General features: G+C 45.0%; 9 protein-coding genes and 1 pseudogene. All 10 read left to right on the plus strand.

The features are described 5' to 3' along the window. Positions 1-15: 15 nt before the first annotated feature. The 10 genes and pseudogenes from secD to T359_RS0106485 all read left to right on the plus strand — a co-directional run bounded on the left by secD (position 16) and on the right by T359_RS0106485 (position 13,618). The gene (gene secD / locus T359_RS0106440) at positions 16-2,268 is read left to right on the plus strand and encodes a protein translocase subunit SecD (protein WP_026516753.1); all 2,253 of its coding nucleotides are present in this window, start codon (positions 16-18) and stop codon (positions 2,266-2,268) included. Positions 2,269-3,215: 947 nt separating this feature from the next. Next, positions 3,216-5,039 (plus strand): single-stranded-DNA-specific exonuclease RecJ, encoded by a 1,824-nt coding sequence (gene recJ / locus T359_RS0106445; RefSeq protein ID WP_026516754.1) that lies wholly within the window; start codon positions 3,216-3,218, stop codon positions 5,037-5,039. A gap of 243 nt (positions 5,040-5,282) precedes the next feature. Further along, on the plus strand, positions 5,283-6,773 hold the full coding sequence (locus T359_RS0106450; RefSeq protein WP_026516755.1) for a UDP-N-acetylmuramoyl-L-alanyl-D-glutamate--2,6-diaminopimelate ligase: 1,491 nt from the start codon (positions 5,283-5,285) through the stop codon (positions 6,771-6,773). A gap of 63 nt (positions 6,774-6,836) precedes the next feature. Beyond that, a complete protein-coding gene (gene priA / locus T359_RS0106455; protein ID WP_026516756.1) occupies positions 6,837-9,098 on the plus strand; it encodes a replication restart helicase PriA in 2,262 nt (753 codons plus the stop codon). Between the two features lie 26 nt (positions 9,099-9,124). Further along, positions 9,125-9,622, plus strand: coding sequence for a peptide deformylase (gene def, locus T359_RS0106460; RefSeq protein WP_026516757.1), 498 nt, complete (start codon positions 9,125-9,127; stop codon positions 9,620-9,622). Between the two features lie 180 nt (positions 9,623-9,802). Then, positions 9,803-10,351, plus strand: a complete 549-nt coding sequence (locus T359_RS0106465) for a hypothetical protein (protein ID WP_026516758.1) — start codon at positions 9,803-9,805, stop codon at positions 10,349-10,351. Positions 10,352-10,427: 76 nt separating this feature from the next. After that, complete coding sequence (locus T359_RS23260) at positions 10,428-10,826, plus strand: extracellular solute-binding protein (RefSeq protein ID WP_026516759.1); 399 nt, start codon at positions 10,428-10,430, stop codon at positions 10,824-10,826. Positions 10,827-10,868: 42 nt separating this feature from the next. Further along, a pseudogene (locus T359_RS0106475) lies at positions 10,869-11,771 on the plus strand (ABC transporter substrate-binding protein); the annotation flags it as partial. A 111-nt stretch (positions 11,772-11,882) separates the two neighbouring features. Beyond that, on the plus strand, positions 11,883-12,791 hold the full coding sequence (locus tag T359_RS0106480) for a carbohydrate ABC transporter permease (RefSeq protein WP_051545042.1): 909 nt from the start codon (positions 11,883-11,885) through the stop codon (positions 12,789-12,791). Continuing rightward, positions 12,791-13,618, plus strand: coding sequence for a carbohydrate ABC transporter permease (locus tag T359_RS0106485; protein WP_035783891.1), 828 nt, complete (start codon positions 12,791-12,793; stop codon positions 13,616-13,618). Before T359_RS0106480 ends, T359_RS0106485 begins: the two co-directional genes overlap by 1 nt. Positions 13,619-13,764: the final 146 nt, after the last annotated feature.

Genomic DNA, 13,764 nt, shown 5'->3' on the forward strand with positions numbered 1-13,764 from the left:
TGGAGGATTTATAGTATGAAACGCGTGAAGTATGTTGTTGCACTACTGCTTGTACTGCTGCTTCTTGGGGGTATCGGTTACACAGCGGTAAACGGTCTGGGACAGGACAAATCAGGATCTCTTAGCAGCATCAATTTAGGTCTTGACCTTGCCGGTGGTGTAAGTATCACTTACGAGGTAGTAGGTGAAGAGAATCCTGACAAAGAGGATATGTCTGATACAATTTACAAGCTCCAGCAGCGTGTAGATCAGTACAGCACAGAGGCTCAGGTTTATCAGGAAGGTTCTAACAGAATCAATATCGAGATTCCGGGTGTTACAGATGCAAACAAGATCCTTGAGGAACTTGGACAGCCCGGTAACCTTTACTTTATAGCAGAGACAGACTCTGAAGGTAACAAGAACTACCAGCTTGATTCAACTTACGGTTTTTTCTATGAGCTTAACAAGAGCTTAGAGGAACTTCAGGCTGAGGGATCAATCGTTCTTACCGGTGAGGATGTTGCGGTATCACAGGCTGCATACCAGCAGGATTCTTACGGAGCAAACGAGGCTGTTGTATCACTTGAGTTCACAGAGAAGGGTGCTCAGGCATTTGCAGATGCAACTACCAAGGCTTTTGCAAACGGTGAGACAATCGGTATCTACTACGACGGAGAGTTCATTTCTGTTCCCAAAGTACAGGCTGCGATCACAGACGGCAAGGCTGTTATCACAGGTATGTCAAGCTACGAGGCAGCAGAGAATCTTGCTTCCATGATCAGAATCGGTGGACTTAAGCTTCAGCTTAATGAACTTCGTTCCAACGTAGTTGGTGCTCAGCTTGGTCAGGATGCTATCAAGACAAGTTTGATCGCTGCAGCTGTTGGATTTGCTCTTATCGCACTTTTCATGATCGTATTCTTCAGAATACTTGGTCTTTCAGCTACACTGGCACTGTCATTCTACTGCGGACTTATCGTCTTCCTTCTTTCCGCATTTGATATGACACTGACACTTCCCGGTATCGCAGGTATCATCCTTTCAATCGGTATGGCGGTTGACGCCAACGTTCTTGTATTCTCCAGAATACGAGAGGAGATAGCTGCCGGTAAACAGGTTGACCTGGCAAGAAAGAATGGTTATAACAAGGCTCTTTCATCAATCCTTGACGGTAACATTACAACTCTTATTGTTGCTGTAGTTCTTAGAATCGGTGGAACAGGTTCCATCAAGGGATTTGCTGAGACACTTATGCTTGGTATCATCCTTTCAATGTTCACGGCACTTGTTGTTACCAGATGCATTACATCAATCCTTTACGGAATTGGTATTCAGGACGTTAAGTTCTACGGCAAGGCTAAGAAAGTTAACGTTATTGACTTTGTTTCAAAGAGAAAGCTCTTCTATGCTATTTCAGCAGGCATCGTTGCCATCGGTATCATCTTCATGGCAGTTAACGGCGCACAGGGCAAGGGAGCATTCAACTACAGCCTTGATTTCGTAGGTGGTACATCTACAACCGTTACTTTCGACAGAGAGTACACACTTTCAGAGCTTGAGAGCACAGTTGCTCCTGAACTTAAGAGCGCTGCAGGCGTTACAGAGCTTCAGATTCAGACAGTATCAGGAACCAATCAGGTTATCTTCAAGACAACAACTCTTTCTGTTCAGGCAAGAGAGGCTATCGAGAACGTTCTTGAAGAGAAGTTTGGCGTAACACCTGAGAATGTTGCAGCAGAGACCATCAGCTCAACAATCAGTGGTGAGATGAGAACAGCTGCTTTAGAGGCTCTTGCCGTTGCTCTTGTTCTTATGCTTATCTACATCTGGATCAGATTCAAGGATATCAAGTTCGGTGCAGCTGCTATTATCGCTCTTGCACATGACGCACTTATTGTTATCGTATCCTATGCTATTACAAGACTTGCAGTTGGTAGCACATTCATCGCTGTAGTTCTTACAATCATCGGTTACTCAATTAACGATACAATCGTTACCTTCGACCGTATCCGTGAGAATCAGCACCTTGCAACCAGCAAGAGTGAGTTCGCTCAGCTTGTTAACAGCTCAGTATCACAGACACTTACACGAAGCTTGTTCACATCAGCTACTACATTCTTCACAGTACTTGCACTTTACATCTTCGGTGTAGCTGATATTAAGGCATTTGCACTTCCTCTTATGGTTGGTGTTATCTGCGGTACATATTCATCAATCTTCATCGCATCACCTATGTGGTACGACCTGAAGACCAAGTTCAAGACCTTCTTCAACAAGGCTGCATAATTTCATAGCTAGTTTATTCCGGGGCGCCGATTTCGGCGCCCTTTTTTTGCCCGGACGGGAATACTGAAGAAGGCCGGAGATAGTTATCTGAGGGGGAACCGTAGCCTAATGAAATAAAATTTTTGTCATAACCCATCGGGATTTATGGCATCGCAGACAACCAGCCATGTTCATTTCACGTAGTTCAGAGAATTCACATGGCTGGTTGTCTGCGATGCTCATAAATCAACCTCAGCGTTATAAAGACAAAAATTTTATTGCATCAGGCCACGTCTCCCACTGCGTTAGTTATTCTCCCGGCCTTCTTCAGTATTCCCTGTGCGTTGAAAGAAATAGGGCTTCCGAAATCGGCATCCCCTGGCAAATTCTCCCAGCTATGAAAACACTACGTGCTGCAGCTCTCCCTTTGGTGAGGAAGCGGGGGGATGGAAAGGGAAGTGGACTATGATTGAGCTTTTTTAATAAAAAAGGAGACATCCACTTCTGAATAAATCACATGCCTAGGGCTATTAAATATTGTTTTGCCGGGAGTTGTCTGCATCAAAAAAGGGAGCAATGATATATACCTCAAAATTCACCTTTTATTCCCTTCTGGCCTTCATAGCACAGGGGGAAAATGCAGCAAGGTACGGAAGGGGCTCATGGCAATAAAAATTTCGTCTTGATAACGTTGAGGATAATTTATGAGTATTACAGATAGACAGCCATGCGATTGTTCTGAACTACGTGAAATGAGCATGGCTGTTCTAGATGTAATGCCATAAATTACCGATAGGTTATGACGAAATTTTTATTGTTATGAGCTCCTCCCATACCTGCTGCATTTCCCCCCGTCCTCTATAAATCCAGTGGGAATAAAGGCGATTTTGAGGTATAATCTAACGTGTGTTTTGGGCAGAAAATGCCTAGTGGAACACAATATTTAATATTTAGGAATGGTGTGATTTATGTCAAAATGGATGATAGCTAATAAGGGCGCAGATTTTGAGGGGATTGCCCGTAAGTTCAACATTTCCCCCATAACTGCAAGACTTATTGCCAATAGACTCATCACCAGCAGGGAGTTTGAGAAAAACCAGTGCACTGATGAGAAGATAGAAGCCTACTTAAACGCAGGAATTGATAAGCTCCATGACCCTTCGGGAATGGCTGATATGGAGAAGGGAGCTCAGGTCATGTATGACAGGATACAGGCCGGGGCCAGGATCAGAGTTATCGGTGATTATGATGTGGATGGAATATGCTCATCATATATTCTTTTGACCGGAATTAAGATGTTTGGCGGAGATGTGGACTGTGTACTGCCTGACAGAATGAAGGATGGTTACGGCCTTAGTATCAAGCTGGTGGATGATGCCCATGCAGCCGGCATTGATACCATAATTACCTGTGATAACGGCATAGCTGCCGCAGAGCAGATAGCCCACGCCAAAGAGCTGGGAATGACTGTTGTGGTAACCGATCATCATGAGGTCCCCTTTGAGGCTTCCGGAGAAGAGGGCAGCGAAGTAAGAAAAGAGATCCTTCCTCCCGCTGATGCGGTTATTGATCCCAAGAGATCCGAAGGGAATTATCCCTTTAAGGAGATATGCGGTGCGGTTGTTGCCTATAAGTTTCTTCAGGTTCTTGCGAAGAAATACAGCACAGATAAGGATGCATACAAGGACTTCTTTACCGAGATGCTGATTTTTGCAGGAATAGCCACAGTGTGCGATGTCATGGAGCTTAGGGATGAGAACAGGATAATTGTCAAGGAATCCTTAAGACTTATTGCTCATACCCGTAATAAGGGCCTCAGGGCACTTATTCACGTGAATTCTCTTGATGAGAACAAAATCACGGTTTATCACTACGGCTTCGTTGTAGGCCCCTGTCTTAATGCCACAGGAAGGCTTGAGCTTGCCACAAGAGCACTGGCTCTTTTTAACGCAGAAAGCGAGAACGAGTCTGCTATTATAGCTGAGGATCTCAAGAACCTCAACGACAGCAGAAAGGACCTGACCAAAGAGGGCGTTGATCAGGCTACAGAGCTGGTGGAGAAGGCTATAGCGCAGGAGGGCATGCCCAAGGTCATCGTAGCCTATCTTCCTACGGTCCACGAGTCCATTGCCGGCATTATCGCAGGCAAGATCAAGGAGAAGTACTACAGGCCCACCATTATCCTTACAGAGGCTTCTGACGGTGGTGCCAAGGGCTCAGGAAGGTCCATTGAGAAGTTTGATATGTTTGAGGAGCTTTCTGCCTGCAAGGACCTTTTTACCAAGTTTGGAGGCCACAAGATGGCAGCCGGACTTTCCCTTCCCAAGGAAAATATCGATGAACTTCGTAGAAGGCTCAACGAAAACTGTACCCTTGAGGGGGATGACTTTGAACCCGTGATCCATATCGATATTGCCATGCCCCTTAAATTTGCGACCATGGATCTTGTCAGGGAGTTCTCAAGACTTGAACCCTTTGGAAACGGCAATTCTAAGCCCCTATTTGCCCATAGAAATGTAAGCCTGTTATCAGGACGTATTCTTGGAAAAAACAAGAACTGCGGCAAATATATCGTCCTTGATGAGGACGGCAACCGTTATGAGATGATGTACTTCGGGAATATGGAGAAGTGGCACCAATTTCTGGCGGCCAAATATGGACAGAGTGCTGTGGATGAATTGTATAATGGGATGGGCAATAATGATATGAAGATTAATATTGCATATTATCCCGATATTAACAGCTATATGGGAAGAGACAGTCTTCAGATCATAATGAATGATTACTGCTGAAGCCCGTAAACAAAAAAAGCCCCTATAACCACAAAAACACACGCTGATGCGTGTGCCTGCGGTTTCTTATGAGGGGGAGATAGTGAATAACTTTTCGTTACTCACTTCATGTAATTATATTAACAAACATTTGTGAAAAAATTGTGTCAAAAATATAAAAATTAGAATTAGCCAGTTCTAAGCTAATTTAAAGGTTAAATTAAGCTATATAATGGCTAAAACGAGCTAAATGGAGGTACAAAAATGAAACTATCAAAATTACTGGAAGAGCTTAAATGCAGCGTAACTGCAGGAAACAGCAGTACTTTAGTGAACCCTGACGAGGTTGAGGTTAAAGACGTAGTCAATGATAACAGAAAAATAGGGGAAGGCTCACTTTTTATCTGTATCAAGGGTGCCAATTTTGATGGACATTCTTGTGCCGTTGAGGCCGCAGAACAGAAAGCTGCCGCAATTGTTGCAGAGCATGATGTGGAGCTTCCTGAGGGCTGCGAGATGCCTGTTGTCAGAGTTGATAACACAAGATATGCCATGGCATTTATCTCAGCAGCTTATTTTGACCATCCCGCCCGCAAGCTTAAGACCATCGGAATAACCGGAACCAAGGGCAAGACCACCACTACATATCTTATTAAGAGCATGCTTGAAAATGCAGGCCACAAGGTAGGACTTATCGGAACTATCGAAGTTATCATAGGAGATGAGCATATTCACGCTGAGAATACCACTCCCGAGTCCTTTGACCTTCAGAGATATATGGCAAAAATGGTTGAGTCCGGCTGTGACAGCGTAGTAATGGAGGTTTCATCCCAGGGACTTATGCTTCACAGAAGCCAGGGATTTATCTATGATCTTGGAATCTTTACCAATATTGAGCCCGATCACATCGGACCTAACGAGCACAAGGATTTCGAGGACTATATGCATTGCAAGGGACTTCTTTTCAAGCAGTGTAAAGTAGGTATCTGCAACGGAGATGACATTCATACAGATGATATCTTGGAGGGACATACCTGTCAGGTTGAGACCTATGGATTCAATGAGGGAGTAGACCTTCGTGCCATCAATCTTGCTTACATCAGAAAGCCCGGAGAACTGGGAGTGTTCTTTGATACAGAGGGGCTCCTCAATATGCACGCAGAGATCAGAACTCCCGGCAGATTCAGCGTATATAACGCCCTTTGTGCCATAGCTGTGGCTAGACATTTCGACTGCACTCCCGACGAGATCGCAGCAGCCCTTAAGGAAGCCAAGGTTAAGGGCAGAATCGAGATGGTCAAGGTATCTGACGACTTTACGCTGATGATCGACTACGCCCACAACGCCATGGCCCTGAAGAGCCTTCTTACTACTCTTAGGGAATATCGCCCCAACAGACTTATCAGCGTATTTGGCTGCGGCGGTAACAGAAGTAAGCTTCGCCGTTTTGAGATGGGCGAAGTCAGCGGAAAATATGCAGACTTTACCATCATTACTTCCGATAACCCAAGATTTGAAGAGCCTGAGGATATCATGAATGATATCGAGACCGGAATGAAGAAGACCGACGGAAAATATATCAAGATCACAGACAGAAAAGAGGCTATAGCCTACGCCATCGAGCACGGCGAGCAGGGAGACATTATCGTCCTTGCTGGTAAAGGCCATGAGGACTACCAGGAGATTAAGGGAGTTAAGTACCATATGGATGAGAGAGAACTTATCCAGGAAATTCTTCAGGAAAAAAAACTTTGATCCTAAAATATAAAGGGCTTAAAATTAATCACATTTAATTAATTAAACTGAAAGGAGGAGGCTGTGGCGTCTTGTGAGTATGCAAATGTAATAATAGATATATCCCATGAGAAGGTCGACAGACTCTTCCAGTACAGGATTCCACCCCATCTCAGAGATAAGATAGAGATCGGTGACTGTGTGAGCGTTCCCTTTGGCAAAGGCAATACCGATAGAAAAGCCTATGTCATTGAGCTTACGGATGAGGCCAACTGGGATCCTTCCAAGATAAAGGAAATAACCGCCATATCCACTGACCATGCTTCTGCGGAGGACATTTCCATCAAGCTGGCAGCCTGGATGAAGAGGCAGTACGGCTCCACCATGATCGCTGCCCTAAGAACAGTCCTTCCCTCCGTAAAAAAGCAGAACAAACTGGTCCACAAATTTGTATCCCTTAAGATGCCTCTGAGGGAAGCCACCGAGTACTACTATGAGTGCGCCGGCAAAAAGAACCAGAGGGCCAGGGAGAGGATACTAAAAGAGCTTCTTGCTACACCTGATGAGCGGATTCCCTATGAGCTCATCACAGAAAAGCTCAATGTGACGGCAGCTACCCTTAAGAGCCTTCAGGACAAGGGTGTTATCAGGATAGAAGAGGAAGAGTACTTCAGAAAACCTGAAGCCTTCGAAAGTTCCAGATACGGAGCCAAGACCCTGAGCGAAGAGCAGAAGAATATCGTAGATACTGTTTCAAAAGACTTTGACGCCGGCAAGAGAGATACCTATCTTATTCACGGCATAACCGGCAGCGGCAAGACGGAAGTTTACATTGCTCTTATCGATGAGATGATAAAAAGGGGCAGGCAGGCCATTGTCATGATCCCCGAGATCGCCCTTACCTATCAGACTCTGATGAGGTTCTACAGGCACTTCGGAGACCGGGTATCGGTAATGAATTCTTCCCTTTCACCGGGAGAGAAGTTTGATCAGATGGAAAGGGCCAGATGCGGCGATATAGATATTATTATCGGCCCACGTTCAGCGCTTTTTACCCCCTTTCCCAATCTGGGAATAATAATAATTGACGAGGAGCATGAATCCTCCTATAAAAGTGAGACCATGCCCAAGTTCCATGTCAGGGAGACTGCCATAGAGCTGGGCAAACTGGTGCCGGGAGGAGCCGCGGTGGTGCTGGGCTCAGCCACACCTTCCCTGGAATCCTATTACAGGGCCCAAAGCGGAGAGTACAAACTTTTTGAATTAAAGAGAAGACTTACCGGGGGATGCCTTCCTACGGTTGAGATGGCGGACTTAAGGCTTGAACTTAGAAGCGGCAACCGCTCCATTTTCTCAAGGAGACTTCAGGAGCTTATTGCAGACAGGCTGGAAAACGGGGAGCAGACCATGCTCTTTATCAACAGAAGGGGAGTTGCGGGATTTGTGTCCTGCAGAGCCTGCGGACATGTGTTTAAGTGTCCCCACTGTGATGTTTCCCTTTCTGAACACAGAGGCGGAAGGCTTGTGTGCCATTATTGCGGCCACGAGGAGATAAAGCCAAAGCTCTGCCCCAAGTGCGGCTCCAAATATGTCTCAGCCTTCAGGGCAGGAACCCAGCAGATAGAGGATGAAGTTAAAAAGTTCTGGCCTGATGCAAGAGTCCTTAGAATGGACGCTGATACCACCAGGACCAAGGGAAGCTACGACAAGATTCTTTCCTCTTTTGCCAACAAAGAGGCAGATGTACTGGTGGGAACCCAGATGATAGTCAAGGGCCATGACTTCCCGGATGTTACTCTCGTGGGCATCCTGGCGGCGGATATGTCGCTGTATGCCAACGATTACAGGGCAAGTGAAAGAACCTTCCAGCTGCTGACTCAGGCGGCGGGAAGAGCCGGAAGAGGTACCAAGCCAGGCAATGTAGTGATTCAGAGCTATCAGCCGGAGCATTACAGCATTCAGACCGCGGCAAAACAGGATTATGAGGCTTTTTATGAAGAGGAAATCGGATACAGAGATCTGCTCAGATATCCGCCTGTTTCCCATATGATGTCTCTGCAGATCCAGAGCAAGGATGAAAACGAGGGAATGCAGTTTGCAAACAGGCTCAGAGCCCTTATGGAGCAGCAGAAGGTTCCGGGAGCTGTTTTCATAGGACCGGCTTTTGGAAGCATCGGGAAAATTAATGATGTTTACAGAATTGCAATTTATGTTAAACTTGATGAATATGAGGGACTTGTCAGATTGAAAGACTTAACGGAAAAATATGTACGTATGCTGGAAGATTCCGGTAAGTTGAGGAATATTACCCTGCAGTTTGACTTTGATCCCATTAACGGATATTAATTCAATTAAATTAGAAGGAGGCCAAAATGGCACTTAGAACCATTAGAGAATACGGAGATGACGTTCTTGCACGTCCCTGCAAGGAGATCAAGGAGGTTACTCCCAGAATCAGAGAACTGGTGGAGGATATGCTTGAGACCATGTATGATGCCAACGGCGTAGGTCTTGCAGCACCCCAGGTCGGAATCCTCAAGAGACTTGTAGTAATAGATGTTTCTCCCGAGGCTGATGATCCCATCATCATGATCAACCCCGTTATCCTTGAGACTGACGGAGAGCAGACAGGCTATGAAGGATGCCTTTCTCTTCCCGGCAAGTCAGGAGTTGTAACAAGACCCAATTATGTTAAGGCCAAGGCTTATGACCTTGATATGAACGAGTACATCATCGAAGGCGAGGAGCTTCTTGCAAGAGCCATCTGCCACGAGCTGGATCATCTTGACGGCCATATGTACGTTGAGAAGGTTGAGGGCGAGCTTGTTAACAACGAAGACCTTGTAGCCGACAGCGACGAGGAAGAGTAATAATCTGTCGGATATGGCAATATCTGATATGCACAAAAAGAATAAAGATAATATAAATTTTATGTACAAAAAGTAAAAAATGTGCTTAATGATGTAAAAGATTTGCATTAATTATGCACATTTTTTTTATTATTATATAATTGCTTAAGGGAAAGATTTATATATAAAGGAGTAAAGAATATGAAGATAAGGAAATTTGCTGCCGGAGCAGTCATATTTTTGTCTCTTTTGTCTCTTAGCGGATGCGGAAGCAAAAAAGTTGACAGCTGGGCCTATAATCACGAACCGACCAAGGAAGTGCTTGCCTTTTACAAGGGTGGCAAGGCCGTATTCAAGGGTGAGGAATACACCTACACCGAGGATGACACTTCAATAGTGGTCAAGGATAAGGACAATTCAGCTTTAGTTCATTGCGTCAAGGACGGTGACGGCATAACTCTTTATGAGAAAACATCATATCATCGCAACGGCGGAGATACCTCCGATGGCATTGTGGGACTTTGGACCCAGAGTAACGGCTGGTCCTATCAGTTCACTGCAGAGGGCAAATTCAGTGAGGATGCCATTTTCTACGGAAGCTACAGCGTTGATGAAAATGAGCAGTGCATCAAGCTTATGTATGACGACCCCATATCGGATGCATATCTTTATTTCACACTGGACGGGGACGAGCTTTTTATCGATTATCCATGGCCTATGGTCAGAACACAGGGGAGTTCAGGCAATTGATCAATAGGCTGTTTATTAGGAATTCAAAGCGCGAAGCGCTTGAAAAATAATAAACTTTTATAAAAGGAGAGGTGTTATGAAAATGAAAAAAGTTTTATCAACACTGCTGACCGGAGTAATGGTATTCTCACTTATGGGCTGTGGCGAGGCAGCAACAACTTCTGCTCCTGCAGAGAATGAGACTACTACAATCGCTGAGACCGCGACTCCTAAGGCAGACGCTCCTGCAGCTGACGCAGCAGGCGAGCAGATCGATCTGACAATGTGGTGCATCGCAACTGAGAGTGATTCTAACCGTCATTCTTACGAAGCAGCTATCGCAGACATGGCCGAGAAGTATCCTAATGTTAACTTCACATGGGAAGCTTTCGAGAACCAGTCTTACAAGACCAAGATCAAGGCAGCTGTATCCGCTAACGAAATGCCTGATATCTTCTTCACATGGTCATGTGCATTCCTCGGCGACTTCGTTTAGGCCGGCAAGGTATATTGCCTCGATGCTGCTTATGAGAACTACAAGCGCGAGCTTCCTGAAGTTATGATGGGCAACTCAACCTACGACGGCAAGCACTACGGTGTGCCGCTTACAATGAACATCGTTGGTCTTTTCGCTAACATGGACCTTCTTGGACAGGTTGGCTACACAGAGATTCCCGGAACTTATGAAGAGTTCATCGCTTGCTGTGATGCTCTTAAGGCAGCAGGAATCATTCCTTTCGGATGCGCAGGAAAAGAGACATGGTGCGTAACTGAGTATCTTGAGTCTGTTATCGAGAAGAGCGCAGGCGCTGACACTCTTAACGAGATCTTCGCAGGCAAGGCTACATGGAACAACCAGGACGTAGCTGATGCTGTTGACACATTCCAGGGTCTTGTAAACAACGGTTACTTCGATCCTTCAGGAATCGGCCTTACAAACGACGAAGTTAAGAACAACTTCATGGCCGGCAAGTATGCATTCTACATGAACGGAACATGGAACTGTGCAGACTTCGCTGCAAACGCTGACTTCAAGGATAAGGTTAAAGTTGGTGAGTTCCCTGTAATCAACGCTGACAAGTCAAAGCTTGGACAGCTCATCGGTGGACCTTCAGACACACTTGCAGTTGCAGCTTCTTCACCTAACGCAGAGTTTGCTGCTGAGTACACATTCGAGCTTGGTAAGCTCATCTGCCACTATGGATACCTTGATGGCTGCGGACTTCCTGCTTGGACACCTTATGGCGACACAAGTTCTGTAAACGAGCTTACACAGACTGTTGCAGGCATCGTTGCAGGCGCTGACACAATGGTACTCTTCGGTGATACAGCTATGACAGCTGATTCAGCTAACACATATCTTTCATATGTTGATCAGGTTTACGGATGCCTTCTTGATGGCAAGCAGTTCATCGACGGACTTTCCAAGGATATCCAGTAATCTGTCATAAGAAATAATCAGTACCATAATTGACAAATGGCCCTTCCGTGCTTCTATCAGAGGAGGCGGAGGGGCTTTTTTTGCAAAAATCTTTATTTAAGGGAAAGAGATATGTCTGAAAAAAGTGGTGTTAGGGAAAAAAGAAAAAGAAAGACAAGTGACGCTATAGCTATCTTTGTATTTTTGCTGCCGGCGCTGCTTCTCTTTATCAGTATTTTGATTGCTCCCATTGCTGTATCCGTATACAGAAGTATGTATGACTGGAACGGCTTTTCAGAGGGCACATTTATTGGCTTTAACAACTATATAGAGCTCTTTACAAACGGATCCATTAAGTTCATGACATCCCTGAAGAACTCAATGATCCTTGCTTTCTTTTCAGTTTTTGTTCAGCTTCCTTTTGCGCTTTTCCTGGCTCTTGTTCTGGGAAGAAAGCCCAAGGGAGAGAGAGTTTTCTTATCTATATTCTTTATGCCGGTTCTGATCTCAACAGTTGTAATCGGTCAGCTGTGGCTCAAGATCTACAATCCTGACTACGGTCTTTTAAACAGATTCCTTGATCTTGTACATCTCGGACAGTTTAAGCATGTGTGGGTAGGAGAGGTTAAGACTGCTCTTGGCAGTATCATCGTTCCTACAATCTGGCAGTACGTGGGCTACCATATGCTCCTTATGTATGCGGGAGTTAAGGGTGTATCCACAGAGCTCAGAGAAGCTGCAATGCTTGATGGCGCAACACCCTGGCAGATTGATAAATACGTGGTTATTCCTATTATCAAGCCTATCATCAGAGTAAGCGTTATCTTTGCGGTAACAGGTTCCCTCAAGACCTACGACCTTGTTCGTATCCTTACAGAGGGCGGACCTTTCCAGACTACAGAGGTACCAAGTACATTACTTGAAAATATGCTGTTCCTCAGAAACAGATACGGAATGGGAAGCACCATATCGGTTATGCTGATCCTTCTGTGCTTTGCTTTCGCACTTCTTATAACGGCAGCATTTAAAGAAAAGGAATAATGATGATGAAAGTTAAGAAAGCTATAGTTTTTATAATTCTTGCCATATGGGTTATTGTGAACATCTTTCCTATCTACTTCATGTTCACTTTTTCCCTCAAATCCAATGAAGAAATCTTCGGAGCAAATGTCCTTGGTCTTCCCAAAGAGTGGCTGTGGTCAAACTTCACAACAGCTCTCAACACAGGAAACATGGCACTTTACTTCTTTAACAGTATACTTGTTACTGTAGCTGCGATCTTTATCTCTATATTTGCAGCTATGATGGCAACCTACGCCATCACCAGAATCAGGTGGAGATTCAGTAAGCTTACCAATGCCTTCTTCATGCTGGGACTTACAATTCCGATCCAGGCATCAATCGTACCGGTATATGTTGTGCTTTCCAAGCTTCACTGGTTAAATAAATATTCCACACTTATAGTTCCATACTCTGCATTTTCTCTTTCCATGGCGATTCTTATCTGCACAGGCTTCATGGTTGAGATACCCATAGCACTGGATGAAGCAGCAAAGATTGACGGATGCAGCTTGTACGGAACCTTTTTCAAGATTATTCTTCCACTCATGAAACCGGCTTATTCTACAGTAGGCGTGTACTCCTTCCTCCAGTGCTGGAATGAGTTCATGTTCGCCAATGTATTTATTTCGGATTCCAAGCATCGAACACTTCCGGTTGGTATCAAGGCTCTTTCCGGCCAGCATACCACTGAGTGGGGACCTATCGGAGCGGCTCTTGTAATTGCCACATTCCCGACACTGATCACCTATATTTTCCTTAGTCGTAAGATTCAGGCCAGCTTTATTGCAGGTGCAGTGAAAGGGTGAAAATTACTTAACATTTCCCTTATATTATCTAAGCTCCGCCCGGAGTATACAGGGCGGAGTTTTTGATTTTTTCAGGGAGAAAATGGCCTGTATAACGTGCAGACATGTATGTTACAGCGTGCTTGACGATTGCTTGAAAAATGTTA

The sequence above is a fragment of the Butyrivibrio sp. MC2021 genome (genome assembly GCF_000621605.1).
GTDB lineage: Bacteria > Bacillota > Clostridia > Lachnospirales > Lachnospiraceae > Butyrivibrio.